We start from the raw sequence: 17,378 nt of genomic DNA on the forward strand, positions 1-17,378 counted from the left end.
TGGACGGCCCGGCACGTGCCGGGCCTGCTGCCGCCTGTCATCGCGCGGAGGGCCCCGGCGATCAGGTGATCGCCGGGGCCCTCCGTGCCTCTCATGGGCTCGACAGGTGGTCTGTCCGCGGCCGTTCGCCGTGGCCGGGAGGGGGTCAGTCGAGGTCCAGCCCTGATGCCTCCAGCAGTGCGTTCAGCTCGGCGTTGATGGCGTCCACCGAACGCTCCTCCTCGGCCGGTGCGATCGGCATCGTGGCGACCGCCGCGGTGCCGGGGGCTTCCTGCCGGGCCAGTTCGACGAGCTGTTCCAGCAGTCCGCTGCTGTGGATCCGGTCGGCGGAGAGCTGTTCCAGGACCCAGCCGAGCACGGACTCGGGGGCCTCGGTCCCGGACGCGCCGGTCGCGGGTGCCTCCGTCGGCAGGTCCATCCGGCCGAGGATCAGCCGGGCGATGTGGTCGGGGGTCGGATAGTCGAAGGCGAGCGTCGCGGGCAGGGAGATGCCGCTCTCGGCCGACAGGCGGCGTCGCAGCTCGACCGCCATCAGGGAGTCGAGGCCCAGGTCCTTGAGGACCTGCTGTGGCGAGAGCGAACCGCCCCCGCTCACGCCGAGCACGGTGGCGACCTCGCGCAGCACCATTTCCGTCACGCGTTCCGGGCGCTGGTCCTCGGGCGCGGCCAGCAGTTGTTCGCGCAGGCCGGCCGGGCTCGTCGCCGTGGCGGCGGAGGGCGCGCGGCGCAGTCGCGGCCGTACGAGTGTGCGGAACAGGGCGGGGACGTCGTGGCCCTGCTCCGCCGCCCGCTGTACCGCCCGCAGGTCGAGTTTCACGGGGACGTGGTTGTCGGCGGGGCGGGCGAGCGCCACGTCGAGGAGGGCCAGGCCCTGCTCGAAGGGGAGCGGGGCGATGCCCTGGCGGCGCATGCGGTCCAGTTCCACCGCGCCCAGGTGCGAGGTCATGCCCACGCCTGCCTGGTGCCACAGCCCCCAGGCGAGAGCGGTGACCGGCCGCCCCTCCGCCCGTCGCCGGGCGGCGAAGGCGTCGAGATAGGTGTTGGCCGCGCCGTAGATGCTCTGGCCCGCCGTGCCGACGGTGCCGGCCGCGGAGGAGAAGAGGACGAAGGCGGCAAGGCCGAGGTCCTGGGTGAGTTCGTCCAGGTGAAGGGCGCCCTTCACCTTCGGGGCCATTACGCGGGAGAGTCTCTCCGCGTCCTGGCCGAGAAGAACGCCATCGTCCAGAATTCCCGCGAGGTGCAGGACAGCCGTCCAGGGCCGGTCCTTCTCAGCAAGACCGAGCACCTGCGCCACGTCATCTCGCCGAGTGACATCACAGGCCACCACACGTACGCATTCCGCACCTTCTTCTTCGAGATCGTGGATGAGTTCGGCGGCCCCGGGGGCTTCGGCGCCGCGTCGGGAGGTCAGCACCAGGTGGCGGACGCCGTGGTGGCGTACGAGGTGCCGGGCGGTCTCGCGGCCGAGTTCGCCCAGGCCGCCGGTGATCAGTACGGTGCCCTCGGGGTCGAGCGGCCGTGCGATGGCCGCGTCGTCCGTGGCGGCTTCGCGCACCAGACGGGCGGCGAGCACCTCACCGTCTCGGACCGCGAGTTCGGGTTCGCCGGTGACGGCGAGGGCGCGGGCGAGCGCGTCCCGGTCCGCGTCGTCCGGGCCGAGGTCGATCAGGCGGAGGCCACGCTCGGGGTGTTCGGCGCGGGCAGTCCTGATGAGTCCCCACAGCGGCGCGTACGGCAGCCCGTCGAGCCGGTCGCCCGGGGCCGCGGCAACGCTGCCCCGGGTGATCCAGACGAGTTCCGTCGATGCGAGCCGCTCCTCGGACAGCAGTTCCTGGAGCTGTGCGAGGACGTACTCGGTCGCCTTGTAGGCGGCCTCGGGCTCGCTGGAGAAGGGGGGCCGGCCGGTCGTGTCGACGACGACCCGGGCGGGTGGCTGCGGGCCGGAGCCGAGCCGGGCGGTCAGTGCGTCGAGGTCGGGCAGGGTGGGTACGCCGAGGAGTTCGGCGAGTTCGCCGGAGCCGGTCAGTACGGCGTCCGCGACCGCGCCCTGCGGGGCGGGGGCCGTCACCGGCTGGAACTCCAGGCGGTGGAGGCCGTCGGCGCCGGCGGTCCGCGCCGAGCGGAGCTGTTCTGCTGTCGCCCGGCGCAGATGCAGGGCGCCGATCCGTACGACGGGCTCGCCCGTCGTGTCGGAGGCCCATACCCGGATCTCCTGGCCGGTCTCGGTCGGCTCGACGTCGACACGGACCCGTAGTTCGCCGCTGCCCGCCGCGTACAGCTCGACGTCCGTCCACTCGAAGGGCAGCAGGGCGCCTTCCGGTTCCTGCTCGCCGTTGGGGGCGGTGACGCCCTTCATGATGTGCAGGGCTGTGTCGAGGAGTGCCGGGTGAAGGTGGTAGTCCGCGCTCGCGGTGGTCTCCGGCAGGCGTACGACGCCGTATGCGGTGCTGCCCTTGCGCCACAGCTCGGTCAGCCCCTGGAAGACGGGGCCGTAGTCGATGCCCTGGGCGCCGAACCGGTCGTAGAAGCCATCGAGTTCGACCCGCTCGGCCCCGGTCACCGGCCATCGGCGCAGTTCCGCGAAGGTGTCTGCCGTGGTGTCCGCGGTCTCTTGCCTCAGTGTGCCGGTGGCGTGGCGGGTCCAGTCGCCCTGTGTGTTCTCGGGGCGTGCGTGGATGGTGACCGGGCGGCGGCCGTCCGGGCCGGGGGCACCGACGGTGATCTGGATCCGTACGGCGTCGTCGATGACCAGTGGTTCGGCCAGGGTCAGTTCGGCGACTCCGTCCGCGCCGGCCTCGTGGGCGGCCGCGGTGGCCAGTTCGAGCAGGCCTGTGCCGGGGACGATGGCCGAGCCGAAGACGGTGTGGTCCTTGAGCCATGGGTGGTCGGTGAGGGACAGGCGGCCGGTGAGGAGGTGTCCTTCGCCGTCGGCCAGCGGGGTCAGTGCGCCCAGCCAGGGATGCGGTGAGGCTTCGAGGCCGAGGGACGCGGCGTCACCTGTGGTCTTCGGGACGGGCAGCCAGTAGTGCTCGCGCTGGAAGGCGTAGGTGGGGAGGTCCAGCAGTGAGCCGGTGTCGGTACCCAGGGCGTGGTCCCAGTCGAGTGGGTGTCCCTGGACGTGGAGCAGGCTCAGGTTGCGTAGCAACTGGGCGGCGGTGCCGTGGTCACGGGCGAGCGAGCCGACGACGATGCCGCCCTGCCCGGCGCTGCCGTCGGTGAGCGGCATCGACAGGACGGGGTGCGCGGAGATCTCGACGAAGACACCGTGGCCGTCGTCCAGCAGTCTGGTCAGTGCCCGGTCGAAACGGACCGGCTCCCGCAGATTCCGGCACCAGTACCCCCCGTCCAGCTCCGCCCCGTCGGCGATCTGTCCGGTGACGGTGGAGTAGAAGGGGATGTCCGCCCGCCCCGGCACGATTCCTTCGAACCCGGATGCCAGATCAGGCAGCAGCGGATCCATCTGCGCGTTGTGGGAGGCGTAATCCACGTTGATCTTGCGGGCGTACACCCCCTGGTCCTGCAATTCCGTGACGATCCGGGCGATCGCGTCCGCCTGGCCCGAGATCACGGTCGACCCCGTCGTGTTGACCGCCGCCACCGACAGGGCCTCCCCGTACGGGGCGAGGGATTCCTCGACCTCGGCGACGGGACGCTCGATCAGGGCCATACCGCCCTGGCCCGCGCACGCCAGTACCGCCCGGGAGCGCTGGGCGACGATCTGCGCGCCCTGTTCCAGAGTGAGAGCGCCGCTGACCACCGCGGCGACGACCTCGCCCTGCGAATGGCCCACGACCGCCGACGGCTCCACACCCAACGAACGCCAGAGGGCGGAGAGCGCGACACCCATCGCGAACAGGGCCGGCTGAACTACGTCCACCCGGTCGAACGGCGGATGCTCCCCCTCCTCCCCCGCCAGCACCTCACGCACCGACCAGCCCGTGAACGGCCTCAGCGCCGCATCACATGCATCGACTGCCTCGGCGAACACCGCACTGGTGGCGAGGAGTTCACGCCCCATACCGACCCACTGCGAACCCTGGCCGGGGTAGACGAAGACGACCTTCCCGCGACGCTCCGCGGAGCCCGTGACCACCGACTCATGCGCACCGCCCGCGGCCAGCGCCGTGAGGCCCTCGACCAACCCAGCGGAATCGGCCGCCACCACACTCGCCCGCGACTCGAAATGCGAACGATGACGAGCCGCCGTCACCGCCACATCCGCCAGCCGGACGTCCTCACGACCGGACAGCCAGGACGCCCAGCGCCCCGCCTGCTCTCTTACCGCGCTCTCGTTCCGGCCGGACAGCACCACGGGGAACGGCCGGCTGTCCGTGGCCGCCGCTTCGGTCGGCTCGGCGAGCGGCGGCTCCTCGACGATGACGTGCGCGTTGGTGCCGCTGAGGCCGAAGGACGATACGCCCGCACGACGTGGGCGCGCCGTATCCCGTGCCCAGGGGGTGAGTTCGTCGACCACTCGTACCGGCAGGTCGTCCCAGGCGATGTTCGGGTTGCGCGGTGAGCTGTGCCGTGTGCCGGGCAGTGCGTCCTTCTTGAAGGAGGCGAGCATCTTGCAGATGCCGGCGATGCCTGCCGCCGATTCCAGGTGTCCGATGACGCTCTTCGCCGTGCCGAGTCCGAGTTCCCGCCTCGGCTCGCGGCCCTCCCCGTATACGGCGGCCAGTGCCTGTACCTCGATGGGGTCGCCCAGTGGTGTGCCGGTGCCGTGGCACTCGACGTAGTCGATGTCCCCGGCGGACAGTCCGGCCGAGCGGAGGGCCGCGCGGATGACTTTCTGCTGGGAGGAGCCGTTGGGAGCGGTGATGCCGCTGCTGGCGCCGTCGTGGTTGATGGCTGTGGCGCGGATGACGCCCAGGACCGTGCGGTGGTGTGCGAGTGCGTCGGAGAGCCGCATGACGGCGATCACGCCGACGCCTTCGCCGCGCCCGTACCCGTCGGCGTCGGCGGAGAAGGCCTTGCTGCGGCCGTCCGAGGAGAGGGCGTGCGAGCGGCTGAGTGCGACGAACGCGCCGGGGTCCGCGAGGAGTTGGACGCCGCCCGCGAGTGCCAGTTCGCATTCGTCGTTGCGCAGTGCCTCACAGGCCAGATGCAGTGCGACCAGTGACGAGGAGCACGCGGTGTCGACGGACAGTGCGGGGCCCTGGAGTCCGAGGTGGTAGGAGAGGCGGCCCGCGTTGAAGCTGGGCAGGGTGCCGGTCAGGGTGTAGGTGTCGGGGGTGGTGTTCTGGCGGTACTTGCCGTATTCGCCGACGCCGGCGCCCACGAAGACACCGGTGCGGGTGTCGCGCAGTTCGCGCGGGCGGATGCCCGCGTTCTCCAGGGAGTTCCAGGCCGTTTCGAGGAGCAGTCGGTGCTGGGGGTCCATCGGTTCGGCTTCGCGCGGGCTGATGCCGAAGAAGGAGGCGTCGAAGTGGGCCACGTCGCCGAGGAAGGAGGCGTGGCGGGCGTATGTCCTGCCCTCGGCGTCCGGGTCCGGGTCGTAGAAGGCGTCGATGTCAAAGCGGTCGGCCGGGACCTCGCTGACCGTGTCGCGGCCTTCGGCGAGGACGTCCCAGAGGCTGTCCAGGTCGTGGGCGTCGCCCGGCATGCGCAGTCCGACGCCGACGATGGCGAGGGGTTCGTCGGTGCGGTGTGTGGTGGGGGTGTCGGAGGTGTCCGTGAGGGCGGGGGCGAGTTCGCCGAGGAGCCATTGTGCGGCGGCTGCCAGGTTCGGGTGGTCGAAGATCAGGGTCTTGGGGGTGATGACTCCGGTGCGTTTCTGTACGCGGGCGCTGAGGTCGACGGCCATCATCGAGTCGAAGCCGAGGTCCCTGAACCCGCGTTCGGGGTCGAGTGATGCGGGTTCGGCCACGCCGAGTACCGCTGCGGCCTCGGTCGCGAGGAGGGCGCGCAGATGGTCCTCGCGGGCGTCCTCGGCGAGTCCGAGCAGGGTGGTGCGCAGTGGGTTGTCCTGGTCGGGCGGGGTGTCGGCGGTGGCGGCGCGTGCTTCGGGGATGTCCCGCAGGAGGGGTCGGCCGCCGTTCTCGGTGTAGGCGGTGGCCGCCCGCGTCCAGTCGATTTTGGCGATCACGGTGGTGCCGCCGTGGGCGAGGGCCGTGTCGAGGGCGTCCAGGGCGCGCTCGGCGCGCATCGGTTCGAGGCCGATGCGGCGCAGTTGGTTCTCGGCGGCGCCGTGGGTCATGCCGCCGTCGGCCCAGGGGCCCCAGCCGATGGAGACGGCGGGCAGGCCTTCGGCTCTGCGCTGTGCGGCGAGGGCGTCCAGGGCCGCGTTGGCCATGGCGTAGTTGGCCTGGCCGATGTTGCCGAGGACGCCGATGACCGAGGTGTACAGGACGAAGGCGTCGAGGTCGCGGTCGCGGGTGAGGTCGTGCAGGTGGGTGGCGGCGGTGAGTTTGGGGGCGGCGGCGGTGGCGAGGGCTTCGGTGTCCAGGCGGTCGAGGAGGCGGTCGTCGAGGATGCCCGCGGTGTGGAAGACGGCGCGCAGGGGTGCCTCGTCGTGGTCGAGGGCGGTGAGGAGTTCGCTGAGCCGGCGCCGGTCGGTGACGTCGCAGGAGACGAGGGTGACGCGGGCGCCCGCGGCCTGGAGTGCGGTGGTGAGTGCGGGGGCTCCTTCGGCTTCGGGTCCGCGGCGGGATACCAGGACGAGGTGTTCGGCGCCGCGTTCGGCGAGGCGTCGGGCGAGGTGAGCGGCGAGGGCGCCGCTGCCTCCGGTGATCAGGATGGTGCCGCGTGGTGTCCAGGGGTGTGCGGTGGCGGTGGGTGGGGTGCGGCGGAGCCTGCGGACGAGACGTCCGGTGGTGCGCAGCGCCACGTGCTCTTCGGCGTCCGGGGTGCCGTGGGCGGCGAGGGTGGCCAGGAGCCGGCGGGTGGTCGCCGTGTCGGGTTCGGCGGGCAGGTCGAGGAGTCCGCCCCAGCGGTTCGGGTACTCGAGGGCGATGACGTGGCCCAGTCCCCAGATGAGGGCGTGGGCGGGGCTGGGGGCGGGGTCGGTGTCGTGGGTGTGGACGGCGCCCTGGGTCACGAACCAGAGGGGGGCTCGTACCGAGGCGTCGCCCAGTGCCTGGACGAGCGCGAGGCTCCGGGCGGCGCCCGTGGTCACGGTGGGGTGGCCGGGGTGGGGGGTGGTGTCGGCGGCGGTGAGGGCGAGGATGCCGCGCAGTGGCTGGTCGCCGAGTTCCGCGGTCAGGTCGCCGATCGACGCGGCGTACGTGGCACGGACGGCACCGGCGCCGGTGTCTGTGTCGGTGTCGGCGGTCAGGAGGTGCGGGGATGCGCCCGCGCCGGTCAGTGCCCCGGCCAGTTGTCCGGCGAGGTGCTGTGCGGCGGCGGGGGCGACGATCAGCCAGTGGCCGCGCGGCAGTGGCGCGGTGCGTGCCACCGGGGAGGGCTGCCAGGTCTCCTGGTAGCTCCAGTCGGCGACTTCGCCGGCCCTGGTCTGCTGTTCGCGCCAGGTGGCGAGGTAGGGCAGGAGGGTGGCGGCGGCGGAGTTGTCGGGCACTCCGAGGAGTTCGGAGAGGCGTTCGCTCTCTCCGCTGCCGACGGCCTGCCACAGGGCGTCGTCGGCGTGCGGGTGTCCGTGGCCGGTGTTCCTCCCGGCGTTCTTCCCGGCCTTCGGTTCGATCCAGTGGTTCTTGCGCCGGAAGGCGTAGGTGGGCAGGTCCACGGGTGTTCCGCCGGACAGGACCCGGTCCCAGGCGATGTGCTGGCCCGAGACGTGGACCGCGCCCAGTGCCAGGAGCAGGGAGCGGACTTCGTCGACCGGTTCGTCCGTGCCGCGGGCGGCACGCTGCGAGGCGGTGAACACCGCCTCGCGTTCCACACATCCCGCGCCCATCGCGGACAGCACGCCCGCCGGGCCGCACTCCAGGTAACGCGATATCCCGGCCCGTTCCAGGGACCGTATCGCGTCCAGGAAACGCACCCCGTCACGGACCTGGCGCACCCAGTAGCCGGGGTCGGACAGCTCCTCCCCCGACACCGGCCCGCCCGTCACGGTCGATACGAACGTGATCCGCGGGGCGGCGAACGCGCAGGTCTCCACGACCTCCCGGTACGCGTCGAGCATCGTGTCCATGTGCGGCGAGTGGAAGGCGTGCGACACCTCCAGCCTCCGGGTGCGCCTGCCCAGTCCCGCGAAGTGCTCCACCACCGCCGTCACCGCGGCCGTGTCACCGCTGACGACCGTCTGCGCCGGGCCGTTCAGTCCCGCCACCGACACCCGTCCCGCGGCACCCGCGAGGACGTCCAGGACCTCCGGCTCCGGCGCCTCCACCGACGCCATGGCGCCACCGCGCTCGCAGTCCTGCATCAGCCGGCCGCGTGCGGCCACCAGCCGCGCCGCGTCCGCGAGGTCCAGCACCCCCGCCACATGGGCGGCGGCCAGTTCGCCCACCGAGTGGCCGGCCACCGCGCCCGGCACGACACCCCAGGACTCCCACAGCCGGAACAGCGCCACCTCGACCGCGAACAGTCCTGGCTGCGTGAACTCCGTCTCGTGTACGAGCACCGCGTCCGCGCTGTCCTCGGGGGCGAACACCACCGCGGCCAGCGGCATCCGCAGATGCGGTTCCAGCGCCGCGCAGACCTCGTCGAACGCTTCCCGGAACACCGGGAGCGCCCCGTACAGCTGACGGCCCATCGCGATGCGCTGGCTGCCCTGTCCCGTGAACAGCACCGCCAGATCACCGCCGGCGGAGGAACCCTCGACGACGTCACGGTGCGCCCGGCCCTCCGCCAGCGCCAGCAGGGCTTCCCGTGCCTGGGCGGTGGTGTTCGCCACGGCGCTCGCCCGGTGCTCCAGGTGGGCGCGGTGGTGCGCGGCGCTGTAGGCGATGTCGAGCAGTTCCGGATCGGGTCTGCCCGCCAGGTGGCCGGCGAGCCTCGCGGCGTTCTCGGCCCGTGCCTCCTGGGACTTGCCGGACACCGTGAGGACGACGGGTGTCGTGGGTGCGGGCCGGTCGGAGCGGCCGTGGACGGCCGTCCAGTCGATGTCGTGGCCCTCGCACCACAGGCGGGCGGCCAGGTCCTCCAGGCTCCGGCGGGCGGGCCGGTCGCGCCGGCAGGTGGCGAGGGCGGCGTGGCGGGTGTCGTCGAGCGTGGCGAGTGTCCGCTCGAAGGAGTGCTGGGCGACGGGGTGCGGGGCGATCTCGACGATGCGCAGTCCGCGCGCGGCGGCGGGCTCGGTCCGGGCGAGTGCGGTGACCGCCTCGGCCACCAGCATGGGCCGGCACATGTTGCGTGCCCAGTACTCGGTGCCGAGCGCGGTGCCGTCGACGAAGCCGTCGTCGACGGTCGACCAGAAGGGGACGGACGCGACGCCGGTGCGCAGGGTGCCGAGCCGGTGGACGAGTTCGGGTGCGAGGTCCTCCAGCTGTGCGCTGTGGGACGCGTAGTCGATGTTGACGCGTGCGGTGTGTACGCCGTTCTCGGACAGTTCCCGTTCCACGGCGGCGACGGCGTCCGTGGGCCCGGACAGGCAGACCTGGTCCGGTGCGAGGTGTCCGGCGACGGAGAGCCCGCGGTCGTCGGCGGCCGGCCGGGCGGCCTCGTCGGCGGTGAGGTCGCAGACGAGGAGGGCGCCGTGTCCGGAGGCGCGTTCGGCGATCAGCGCGGACCAGGTGGTGATGAGCCGGGCGCCCTCGTCCAGGGGGAGGGCGCCCGCGACGACGGCGGCGGCCACCTCTCCGATGCTCTGGCCGAAGACGGTGTCGGGCTCCATGCCCCAGGCGGCGAGGGTGCGGGCGAGGGCGACCTGGACGGAGAAGAGGACGGGCTGGACGACATCGGTGCGGTCGAGCCGCGAGCGGCTGCCGCCGGCGAGGAGTTCGCCGGTCACCGACCAGCCGGTATGTGCGGCGACCGCCCGGTCGCAGGCGTCGAGGGCGGCGCGGAAGGCGCGTTCGGAGAGCAGGTCTCGGCCCATGCCGATCCACTGTGCGCCGTGGCCGGAGAAGAAGAAGGCGAGCGGGGGCCGCTCGGTGGAGCGGCCGGGGCCGGCGATGAGTCCGGCACCGCCGGCCGGGGTCAGGGCGGCGACCGCCCGGTGGGTTCCGGCGTCGTGGGCCGGTGTCGCGTACGGGCCGGTGGCGGTGTCGTCCCGGGCGCCGAGGCCGGCGACGGCGTCGTGCAGCGCGCTCTCGCTCGCGGCGGTGACGGGGACGAGGCGGCGACGGCTGTAGGGGGCCTCTTCGAGGGCGATATGGGCGTTGGTGCCGCCGAAGCCGAAGCCGCTGACGCCGGCGTAGCGGCGGCGGACGGCGGGCCAGGGCCGGTGTTCGGTGACGACCTGGAGTTTGTTGCCGTCGAAGTCGATGTGCGGGTTGGGTACGTCGAAGTGCAGGCTGGCGGGCAGTTCGCCGTGGTAGAGGGACAGGGCGGTCTTGAGGAGTCCGGTGACGCCGGCCGCGGGCTCCAGGTGGCCGAAGTTCGTCTTGGCGGAGCCCAGGTGCAGTGGCTGGTCCCGGCCTTCGGCGAATACGGTGCCCAGTGCGTCGGCCTCGATGGGGTCGCCGAGGAGGGTGCCGGTGCCGTGTGCCTCCACGTAGGAGACGTCCTTGGGGTCGATGTCCGCGTCCTGCCAGGCGGTGCGCAGGACGTCGACCTGGGCCAGCGGGTTGGGGGCGGTGAGTCCGTTGGAGGCGCCGTCGTTGTTGACGGCGGTGCCGCGGATCACCGCGTACACGCGGTCGCCCGCGGCCAGGGCGTCGGAGAGTCTGCGCAGGACGACGACGCCGCATCCTTCGCCTCGTACGTAGCCGTTGGCGCCGGCGTCGAAGGCGCGGCACTGGCCGTCCGGGTTCATGCCGCCGAACTTGGTCATGGCGACGGTGGTGTTGGGGTGCAGCATGACGTTGACGCCGCCGGCCAGGGCGAGGTCGGTCTCGCCGCGGCGCAGGCTCTGCACGGCGAGGTGGGTGGCGGTGAGGGAGGAGCTGCACGCGGTCGCGACGGCCATGGCGGGGCCGTGGAGGCCCAGGGTGTAGGCGATGCGTGCCGGGATGATGGAGTTGTCCCAGCCGGCGGCGGAGTGGGTCCCGATGGTGTCGGCGTCGGCGCCGGTGGCCAGGTGGTATTCCTGTGCCATGGTGCCGAAGTAGATGCCGGTGCGGGTGCCGGAGAGGTCCGAGGCGACGATGCGGGCGTCTTCGAAGGCGGCCCAGGCGACTTCGAGGGCCATGCGCTGCTGGGGGTCCATGTGCTTCGCCTCGGCGGGCGAGATCCGGAACAGTTCGGCGTCGAACCCGGCGATGTCGTCGAGGAAGCCTCCCCAGCGGGTGTTCATCCTGCCGGGTGCGCGGGGGTCGGGGTCGAGCCAGTCGTGGGCGTTCCAGCGGTCGGCCGGGACCTCGCGGATCGCGTCGAGTCCGTCGCGCAGGCTCTCCCAGAGCGCCTCGGGGGTCTCGATGCCGCCGGGCAGGCGGCAGCCGAGGCCGACGATGGCGATGGCCTCGTCCGCGGCGGTGTGTCCCCGGCCGGCCGGTGGTGCGGCGGCGGGGGGTGTGGTGTGCCCTGTGAGGTGGGCGGAGAGTGCGGCGATGGTGGGGTACTGCCACACCGTCCAGCCGGGCACGGGGCGTCCGAGGTGTTCCGACAGTGCCGTCACGAGGGACAGGATCCGGACGGAGTCCAGTCCGAGGTCGCGCAGGGGCCGGTCGGTATCGACGGTTTCCGGCCGCACGTCGAGGGCTGTCGCGACGATGTCGCGCAGGAAGCCGGCGATGTCCTCGGCCCCCGGCTGGGAGGCGGCTGCACCACTGTTCAGCTGGGCAAAGCTCATCTGCTCTTCCTTGCTCGTCGAACCGGACTTCCGGCGCGGAGGGGGACACGGGGAGCCGTCCCGGACGGAGCGGCCCCCCGGTGTGTTCGTGCGGCGTCAGCGGGCGGTGCTGCCCGCTGTCTCCGGGGCAAGCGGCCCCGAACCACCGAATTCCTGCCTGGTCTGCGGGGACAGGGAACGCGACCGGGCGATCTCCCGGTAGAGCGGCACCGAGCTCGTCGGGATGCGTTCCATGGTGGTGCGGTCCACCTGGTAGAGCCCGAAGCGTGCCGAGTAGCCCGAGAGCCACTCGAAGTTGTCGAGCAGGCTCCAGTGGTAGTACCCGCGGACGTCGACCCCGGCGGCACGTGCCTGGGAGATCTGCTCCAGGGTGCGCACGATGTGCTGGGACCGGCGTGCGCCGTTCTCCGTCGCGATGCCGGACTCGCTCACCAGGAGCGGCAGCCCGCGGTAGCGGTTGCCGTACTCCTTCAGCACCCCGGCCAGGCCCTGCGTGGACGCCTCGTAGTTCATCGCCGGCACGAAGTAGGACGGGTCCTTGTAGGGGAGGCAGGGCGAGGTGGTGCACAGGTCCACGTCGAGGACGGGGTAGCTCGGGTCGCCGCCGCCGGACGCGCCGGGCGCGGAGACGCCGATGCGGGCGTACAGCTGGGGGCCGAGCCAGTCGAGGGTGCCTGTCCACTCGGGGTGCCGCTCGTCGGCGGTGCCGTCCAGGTCGCTGTCGAACGTGCCGCGCCACAGGGCGTCGACGAAGCCGTAATCGGTGTACTGGCGGTAGCGGTCACGGGCCGCGATGTCGCGGGGGTCGTTGCTGACCTTGCCGCCGCGGATCGGCACGTACTCCTGGGCGCCGACGGTCAGACCGACGCTGGACGCCGCGCCGTCACGGTCGGCGTCGACCCGGTCGGCGGACTTGATGGCCTTGTACATCGCCACGTGAGCCATGAGGTAACGCCGCTGCGCCATGGTGAACTTGCTCAGGTTCGCGGTGTTCAGGTTGGCCTTGCCGGGCGGACCGGCGCCGAAGGCGTGCGCGAAGGTCATGTAGACCATCGGCTCGTTCAGGGTGACCCACTCGTCGACGCGGTCGCCGAATCGTTCGGCGATGAGCTTGGCGAACTCGGCCATCTCCTTGACGACGAGCTCGCCGCCCTGCGGGTGGTCCAGGCCGCACAGGTTGGTGTCGCTCGGACCGTTCTTGCAGCCGGGGTCCCGCGGGTCGTCGACCCAGACGGGGTTGGCGAAGTGGTGCAGCGTGATCATCGGGCGGATGCCCTTGGCGGCGAGCGCGTCGAGCTGCTTGCCGTAGTGGTCGAGCGCCGCCTGGGAGATCTTGTTGCGCTGGGGCTCGACCCTGGACCACTCGATACCGAACCGGTACGAGTCCACGTTGAGGTCCTTGATGAGGCCGACATCGTCGAGCGCCCGGGTGTAACCGCCCACGCCGTCGCCGACGAACGGGCTCTTGCCGAGGCCCTCGGGGGCCGGCTTGCTCCAGAGGTACCAGTCGTTGTTCTCGTTCCGGTCCTCGATCTGCGTCGCGGAACTCGAGACGCCGAACCGGAAACTTCCCTTGCCCGAGGGCTGTGAGAGCGAGCCGGTGCCCGGGAAGGACACCGCCTCGCCCCGGCTCCCGCCCTCGTCCGCCGTCGTTGTGCCCTGGGCACTCGCACCGGGTGTGAGGACCACGGCGAGCAGGGTCGCGGCCAGAGTTGTGCCTATCAGTCGTTTCACGCTGTCTTCCTCGTTGCGGAGACGGATTGATGTGGCGAGCCGCCGGCTCCCCGGCGTTCGACCCGGCGGACAGAAAAAACCGGCCACGTCATCCCGCGCGGGTTGACGTGGCCGGTGTTGTGACGGGAATACGCCCTGGTCGGATCAACAGCGGCTGACGGAATTCGCGGGATGCCACACCGACATCATCGCGCCGCCTGCTTGAGCGTGCCTCGAACTCAGCCGGTGCCCTCGGCCAGGTACGACTCGACGGCGTCCGCAGCGACGGCGGGGCCGTCGACCTTGCGCATCGTCTCGCCCATCGCCCGTGTGCGGTCGGCGACGGACTTGTCCGCGGACACCTCGTCGATCGCCTTGCGCAGGGTTTCGAGGCTGAAGTCGTCGCGGGTGAGGAGCCGGCCGAAACCGAGCTCCTCGACGCGGAGCCCGTTGGCGTGCTGCTCGCTCATCAGCGGGTTCACGATCATCGGGACGCCGTTGTAGAGCGACTCCATGACGCTGTTCATTCCGCCGTGCGTGATGAACAACTCGGCGTGGCGGAGCACGTCCAGCTGGGGAACGCTGCGTCGTACGTCGAAGTTCGCGGGCAGGTCGCCGAGTTCGGCCGGGTTCATGTTGTCGCCGACGGCCATCATCACGTCCCAGCGGGAGTTCGCGAGGGCCTCGACGCAGGTCCTGAAGAACTCCGGCCAGCCGGTCGCGGCGGTGCCGAGGGAGATGAGGAGTACCGGACGGTCCTGCGACGGGGGCTGCCACGTGCCCTGGAAGGCCGACCGGTCACCGAGACACGGTCCCGCGAACACGAACCGCTCGTCGAAGGTGTGCCCGTCGTAGTGGAAGTCCCGCGGGAGGAAGATGATGCCGCGCTTCGGCAGCTCCATCAGGAACTCCATGGAGGTCATGCCCGGGAACCCGAGCCCGGGAAGCATCCCGTCGAGCTTGGTGACCATCTCCATGACCTTGGGGTCGGTCATCTCGGCCATCGGGAACTTGGCCTGGAGGGAGAAGTGCTCGTTCACTCCGTACGACGGGAACAGCCGCACCGTCGGAATGTTCTGCTGTGCCGCGTAGAAGCGGGCTCCCCACGCCATGAAGTCATGGAGGATCACATCGGGCCGGTTGTCCCCGTAGAACCCCTCCACCTGGCTCACCAGGGACGTCGCCTCTTCGAGCGTCCGCAGCCCTTCGCCCGAAATGGCTTCGGGCGTGAAGGGGTTCGTGTAGTACTGGCCGAACACTGAGGTGTAACGGACCGGTTCCGCACCCAGCGCCTCGATGGCCGGGGCGAAGTGATCCGTGGTGGTGCAGCTGACCCGATGACCACGTCGAACGAGTTCTTCCACGACTCCTAGAGTCGGATTCAGATGTCCGAATGCGGGAAAGTTGAAGAACGCGATATGAGATGTCATCGAACACCTTCTCTGAAGACGACACGAATTTCGTTGACGGCAATCCGGCACTGTACCAGCGGCCCAGTGCCGGCGCTTCCGTCAACAACTGGCCTCCCTCAGAAGGGAACAGTCATTCCGAGGGCTCCACGCAGACTTCCTAGCTGACCGCCGTGGTAGGCGTCATGCATCTGTACCAGGGAGAGCGCGGACCCGAGCTTCCCGAGACGCTTCTTCCAGTAATCGTCAAGCGGGGCTTGAATCTCGACCGGGCACTCGCGGTGCAGGTCCTCCGCGCCCAGTGTGGCGACGAGTTCACGCAGCCGCGCGTGGATCCGCTTGTAGAGGCCGAGCATTTCGTCCAGGGAGGGCGCCCCCTCCCAGTCGACCTTGTCGCAGTCGCCCGCCCATTTGTCGTAGAATTCGAGGGAAAGGGATATGCCGCCCTCCTGATAAAGCCCCGAGACATAGTCCTTCGAGCACATCAGGTGGCCGAGGAACCACAAGGCGGGCATGTGGCCTTCCGGCGCGGTGCGCGCGGTCTCGTTGTCGAAACCGTCGATGAGTTCCAGGATCATCTCGTAGGCGAGATCGAACTCCTGAAGCAAATGCGCGACCAGTGCATCCGTTTTTACGGGCGCCGTCTCGGTAATCGTCACTTGTTCCTCCTCTGCTGGGCCAGCCTGGCCCGTACCTCGTCGAAAGTGGGAAGGGCCGGCGAGCTGCTCGCCCAGCGCGTCCCTTCCCATCCGTACGCGAGCTGCTTCGTCTTGCGCACCGCGTTCATGTGCCCCTCGGACTGCAGGAAGCCCATCAGCGCCTCCTCGTCCGTCCACACGGCCAGGGCGCGCGAACTCATCCAGCACTTCTGGGAGATGGCGAACGTCGCCGCGAGCAGGCCCTCCCGCTTCCACAGCTCCTCCAGGAGGACCCGGTTCAGCTCGGTGGCGATCTCGATCGCGCCGGGCTTGGGCCAGCCGCCGGAGGTGGCCACGACGTAGGAGTCGGGCAGCGGCCCCTTCAGCGCACCGGTTTCCGGGTCGATGGCCGGCCCGGTCCAGGGCACCTGGATCTCGAGGTCGGACTCGTCGCACGCGGCGAATTCCTCGATGGTGGCGGGCACCGGCCGGGTTTCCGTTCCGAGGCTCTGTTCCACCGTCATGCCAGGCCCTCCTTGCGGCGGACCGGGAGCTGCACGAACTCGGAGATGAGCAGGCGCAGCACCAGCATCTTCGAGTCGCCGTGGAGTTCCAGGGTCGGCAGCACGGGCAGCAGGGCACGGAACATGGCGCGCAGCTCGGTCCTCGCCAGGGCGGCCCCGATGCAGCGGTGTTCCCCGTTGCCGCCGAAGGCGATGTGCCGGTTCGGGCTGCGGGTGATGTCGAAGCGGTACGGGTCGGGGAAGGCGTCCGGGTCGCGGTTGGCCGCCGGGAAGAACATGGCCACGGTCTCGCCCTTGCGGATCTTCTGGCCGCGGATCTCGGTGTCCTTCATGGCGGTGCGTGCCATCACCACGGCGACCGAGGTCCAGCGCAGGATCTCGTCCACGGCGCCGTCGAGCAGTGTGGGGTCGTCGATCAGCTTCTGCAGCTGGTCGGGGTTCTCCAGCAGCACCTTGATCCCGCCGGCGATGGCGTTGCGTGTGGTTCCGTTGCCCGCCTGCACCAGGTTGAACAGCTGGTAGGACATGTCGTGGAACCCGAGGGGGTTGCCGAGCACGGTGGCCTTGGCCAGTCGGCTCAGCACGTCGGTCCCGTTGCTGCCGCCCTCCTCCATGCGCTTCTTCGCGAGACCGGACATGTACTGGTCCAGCTCGATCATGGCGCGCATGAAGCGGGCCTGTGCCTCCTCGCCCTCTTCCTGCTTGTAGCCCTTGTGGAAGGCGGAGGCGGTGTCCTGGTGGACGCGGAAGAGGTGGTCCCAGTCCTCGCCGGGCACCCCCAGCAGTTCGAAGATGGCGGCCAGCGGGAGCCGGGCGGCGAGGTCGTGTGCCACATCCGCGGTGCCGTGCTCGTCCAGCCGCTTCACGAAGTCGGCGACGTAGGAGGTGGAGAGCTCGAGGAAGCGCTCCTCCATCGCCGCCATGGCCTTGGGGGTGAAGCAGGGGTACATGGCCTGCCGGACCTGGCGGTGCAGCGGCGCGTCCATGAACCCCAGGCCGGCGGGGTAGTCGGCCACGTGGCCGTAGACCTGGCCGCGGCGCTCGCGCTCCGTCTCCCACGGCTCGATCTCGTCCGGGGTCTCGATCGCCGTGCGCTCGCGGCAGGAGAAGACGTCGGTGCTGCGGGCGACCCAGGAGATGTCCTCGTGTCTGGTCAGGGCCCAGAACGGCTCGTAACCGGGGCGGTGGTACCAGTGGACGGGGGACTCCTCCCGCAGCCGGTCCCACTCCTGCCACGGGTAGCCGTTCTCGTCGTAGAACTGCTCACTCGTGATATCGATCTCTGCGAGCGATTGCATGG

Annotated in this window: 6 protein-coding genes; all 6 read right to left on the reverse strand. The window is 70.8% G+C overall.

The genetic code is table 11. The features are described from left to right. Positions 1-145: 145 nt before the first annotated feature. The gene (locus tag ACIOGX_RS36580) at positions 146-11,794 is read right to left on the reverse strand and encodes an SDR family NAD(P)-dependent oxidoreductase (protein WP_401919053.1); all 11,649 of its coding nucleotides are present in this window, start codon (positions 11,792-11,794) and stop codon (positions 146-148) included. 96 nt (positions 11,795-11,890) lie between these two features. Continuing rightward, positions 11,891-13,528, reverse strand: coding sequence for a family 1 glycosylhydrolase (locus tag ACIOGX_RS36585; protein WP_356517885.1), 1,638 nt, complete (start codon positions 13,526-13,528; stop codon positions 11,891-11,893). A 218-nt stretch (positions 13,529-13,746) separates the two neighbouring features. Further along, positions 13,747-14,937: a macrolide family glycosyltransferase gene (locus ACIOGX_RS36590; RefSeq protein WP_356517883.1), complete on the reverse strand. Its 1,191-nt coding sequence runs from the start codon at positions 14,935-14,937 to the stop codon at positions 13,747-13,749. A gap of 98 nt (positions 14,938-15,035) precedes the next feature. Then, the gene (locus ACIOGX_RS36595; RefSeq protein ID WP_356517881.1) at positions 15,036-15,575 is read right to left on the reverse strand and encodes a DinB family protein; all 540 of its coding nucleotides are present in this window, start codon (positions 15,573-15,575) and stop codon (positions 15,036-15,038) included. Further along, positions 15,572-16,078: a hypothetical protein gene (locus ACIOGX_RS36600; RefSeq protein ID WP_356517879.1), complete on the reverse strand. Its 507-nt coding sequence runs from the start codon at positions 16,076-16,078 to the stop codon at positions 15,572-15,574. The genes ACIOGX_RS36595 and ACIOGX_RS36600 overlap by 4 nt, the downstream gene beginning before the upstream one ends. Continuing rightward, positions 16,075-17,376, reverse strand: coding sequence for a cytochrome P450 (locus ACIOGX_RS36605; RefSeq protein WP_356517877.1), 1,302 nt, complete (start codon positions 17,374-17,376; stop codon positions 16,075-16,077). The genes ACIOGX_RS36600 and ACIOGX_RS36605 overlap by 4 nt, the downstream gene beginning before the upstream one ends. Between the last annotated feature and the right edge of the window lie 2 nt (positions 17,377-17,378).

This window comes from Streptomyces sp. NPDC088147, assembly GCF_044741565.1.
In the GTDB taxonomy this organism is placed as follows: domain Bacteria; phylum Actinomycetota; class Actinomycetes; order Streptomycetales; family Streptomycetaceae; genus Streptomyces.